Raw genomic sequence first — 3,059 nt, forward strand, 5'->3', positions numbered from 1 at the left:
GTAATGGCCCGAGCGATAGCCGAGCCCCTCCGGCATGCGCTCGCCCTTCGACGCGCCAAGCGCCTCATCCATCTCGGCTTCGAGCACTTCCTGCAGCGCCGCCCGGATCACCTCGCGCAGCCCATCCGGGCTCTGAAGCAGAATGTCTTTGACGGCGGCGCTGGCGGACTTACCTTCTGTCTTGGTCATGGTGGCGTTCCTCGCGAGGGAATCAGGTGACGTTGAACATCACCAGCCTGCCACGACCCTGCTAGCGAATTTGCAGAACTCTCAGCACACTACCCCAAGAGGCTGCTCGCAAAGCTCGAGATAAGGAGCTAACTGATCCTAGACACTCGAGAGGGGTGTATGATGACCGCTCTGCGAGGTCCACTGATGCCGCAAATGGGCCATACGCTCCAACATCAACTCAACAATATCCAACAGTTGGCTACTAATCTGTTCGCTATGGCGGAGCGCGATCTCTGTTACTCCACCAGGCGTAGATCTTTCTCGTTCCGCTTGTTGCGAACTTTCGCTACTACCAACTAATCGCCTCACCAGTTCTTTTAATACGACGCGTTCCAGCTCGTCTTTGAATTGATACGGAAGTCGATGAGTCCTGAGGCTCGCCTCGACTGTTTGCGAGATGGTCGACTTAAGAAGGGTGAGAAGCGGACCGGCTAGAAGCGTAGTAAGGTCATACAGGACCTCCTCGTCAATCCACGTCACCGGCCCTAACAACCCCAAAGTCGCCTTCGCCAAATCCACACGGGGGTCATTCGCGGCGTGCGCATCTAAAAGCCCGATGGAAGTGATCTCTCCGCCCACTTGTGGAATCGCCGGACTTAGTCGGAGGACCAACGCGCGAGCTAGTACTTCTCGGACGGATTGGATGGTTGTGTCTATTCCCATCGCGAATACAACGCCGTCGAAGGTGCGCAACTGTTGGCGTGAAGCGAGGGCGAGAAGAGCTTGATTGGGAATTGCCGAAAGCAAAACGTTCGATTCTGCAGCTCTCTGAAACATCTCCTGACCGGAGGCTCCGCTGCTCGACAAGCTTGGCTGATCACCGCTTTCGTACCTTCGGCTCCAAACGCGTACATCGGCACCCATAGATTTAAGGCGACCCTCTAGAGCGGAGCCGAGCCTTCCAGCGCCAAGTATGCTAACGCGCTGAGAAGATTCGTTGTCTCCAGCGTTCGTTTTGATCATTTGCACAACCTCATAACATCTGCCGAAAGGAACGAGTCTGATTTCGAAGGCTCATCATGCAGTCAGCGTCGCTGAGCATGTCGAGTTCTAAAGCTGCTCACGGAGGCTTTGAGCGCGTGAGATGTTGTGCATCCCGCCTCACCTCCGAAGGTTGGCTTCGCGGCAACGCGGTTCCATTCCTTGCCGAGCAGGCGTCTGCTCACCATCCTCATCAACACTAATGCCGCAGGGGTCCCGGCAAAACCGATGGCGACTCGACGCCACCAATTATACCGGAGGCGGCTCTGGACCCACCGATGACCAATCGACAACTGCCGCCACCGCAAGTTCGCTTGATTTGCAGCAGAGCGCTGCTTAGCGCGGATGAGATCATACCCAAGTCGCTGTGGGTCCATGTTGGCACTGAGGTTACCTAGCCGCGAACGCTCCGCATTCTTCTCTGTCAGCCGGGCAGGAAGCCCGCTGGCAACGGATCGTCTGCTTCCAGAACGAGAGTGGAGAATGCGGTAATATGAGCCATGCCGCGCACCTCGGGGATGATTGCGGGTCGACCGTCTTTGTCCTGAGTCAGTTCGACAACCTTGCCTTCGAATGGCACGCCGAGTAGGTTTTCTGCTCGATATGGAGTTCCTGTTGCAAGTGCTCCGCGCGCATGAAGCTGGGCCAGTCGTGCGGAGGTGCCGGTGCCACAAGGCGATCGGTCGAACTTGTTATTTGCCAAGATCACGAGGTGGCGAGCGCCACCCTGAACGGGGCGATGAAACAGGACGCTATCTACTTTCGGATGGGCGCCCGTAGCGTTCATGGCGGCCTTGATTGCCATACCCGCGCGGCACCACAGGCTGGCCTGTGCGATATCGAAGGGGAGATCGACCTGGTCCGCATCGACCAAGGCGTACGTGAGGCCGCTATAGGCAACATCGCAGGTCACAGTGCCAAGCCCCTCTACCTGAATGGCCACGTCAGTGGAGAGGACATACGAGGGCACGTTTCGCAAAGCAACAGAGGTAAGCCGGCCCGCTTCAAACGCTCCGGTAACATGGATGACTCCTGCCGGGGTCTCGATCGTCATGCCGTTTTGTTCGAAGCTCTCGGGTAGCGCTCCCATTGCAGCCAAGCTAGCAATGTAACCGATTGTGGCATGACCGCACATATCGGCATAATAATAGGAGAATATGAAGAACAGCCCCTGATCCGCCTGTCGGGAAGGCACCGGCACAGCTGCGGGCATGGCAGCGTGCCCGCGTGGTTCGTGGAGTAGTAGAGTCCTCAGCCCGTCATGGTTATCGCGGAAATCATCTCGCTGCTCACGTACGGTTTGGCCACGAAGCGGAGGGATGCCCGCTGTCACCGTGCGCGTGGGGTGCCCATTTGTGTGGGAGTCGATGACGGTGAAAAGACGCCGAATGGGCATAATCATGTCCTTATCGCGATGGTGCTACGGATTCAAAGACCTATATCATACTGTCTGATTGCTGCAAGTCAATTTGTTCAATGATTCATCTTCCGTGTAGATCAATCTAGGTTGGGTTTACGAATGCGATTCGCGGTGTTGAATTTCTGAGCTGCAGCCTCAGCCGCGTCAACAGCGCACGGAACAGTTCCTCCGACCGCTGAAGACCTTCGTCCGTCAGGACCAAGGACTTCGCCTTGTTCACAGGGTCTGCAATCACCCTTTCACTCGCTCAGTTACTGGCAATTCAATCAGACGCCAGCTGAACGGCCGCTTACGTCACGCAACTTGATGGCAGTAGCAGCTTCCGTAGCGCGAGTATCTCAAGCGCGCCTCCCCGCTCGTATCAAGCTGCCTTTGACGTCGAGGATCTCCGCGACGCCAACCGAAATGCCATGCGACGCTCATGCAT

Annotated in this window: 3 protein-coding genes and 1 pseudogene; all 4 read right to left on the minus strand. The window is 56.7% G+C overall.

Annotated elements, in window-relative coordinates; translation table 11 throughout:
- A partial coding sequence (locus EOA27_RS29495; protein ID WP_189562149.1) for a transposase occupies nt 1–189 on the minus strand: 189 nt, incomplete at its 3' end.
- Between the two features lie 138 nt (nt 190–327).
- The gene (locus EOA27_RS29500) at nt 328–1,194 is read right to left on the minus strand and encodes a hypothetical protein (protein ID WP_189562150.1); all 867 of its coding nucleotides are present in this window, start codon (nt 1,192–1,194) and stop codon (nt 328–330) included.
- Nucleotides 1,195–1,636: 442 nt separating this feature from the next.
- Nucleotides 1,637–2,614, minus strand: a complete 978-nt coding sequence (locus EOA27_RS29505; protein WP_348639876.1) for a proline racemase family protein — start codon at nt 2,612–2,614, stop codon at nt 1,637–1,639.
- A gap of 100 nt (nt 2,615–2,714) precedes the next feature.
- Nucleotides 2,715–2,873, minus strand: a pseudogene (locus EOA27_RS42440) (DUF6429 family protein); the annotation flags it as partial.
- Between the last annotated feature and the right edge of the window lie 186 nt (nt 2,874–3,059).

This window comes from Mesorhizobium sp. M2A.F.Ca.ET.037.01.1.1, from assembly GCF_003998075.1.
Taxonomy (GTDB): domain Bacteria; phylum Pseudomonadota; class Alphaproteobacteria; order Rhizobiales; family Rhizobiaceae; genus Mesorhizobium.